The following is a 254-nucleotide window of genomic DNA, read 5'->3' as shown; positions in this document are numbered from 1 at the left end:
CTATAACCCCGACACTCGCAGAAAAACCGTTGGAGCGTTCAGAATTAGGCGTATATTGTTTAGTAAAGCTATCTACAGAATTATCTAAATCCAATCCGAATCTGGCCGTTTCACTTTGATCAATGCTCGCATAGTGGAAATTTAATCCTGCTCCCAGATACAAACGATTTTCATAGTTTGCACCCACCCCAATGTTCATTTTAGACTGGTTACCATATCGGTCATAATTATGTCCCAGATATGATAAATTCCCA

1 pseudogene is annotated in these 254 nt (G+C 39.4%); it reads right to left on the bottom strand.

Features of this window, described 5'->3' with window-relative positions:
* Positions 1-254 (bottom strand): annotated as a pseudogene (locus tag SB689_RS23685) (hemin receptor); the annotation flags it as partial.

This window comes from Chryseobacterium sp. SIMBA_038 (assembly GCF_046535115.1).
Taxonomy (GTDB): Bacteria; Bacteroidota; Bacteroidia; order Flavobacteriales; family Weeksellaceae; genus Chryseobacterium.
The sequence above is the reverse complement of the archived record's forward strand: the minus strand, read 5'-3'. Positions and strand labels throughout refer to the sequence as shown.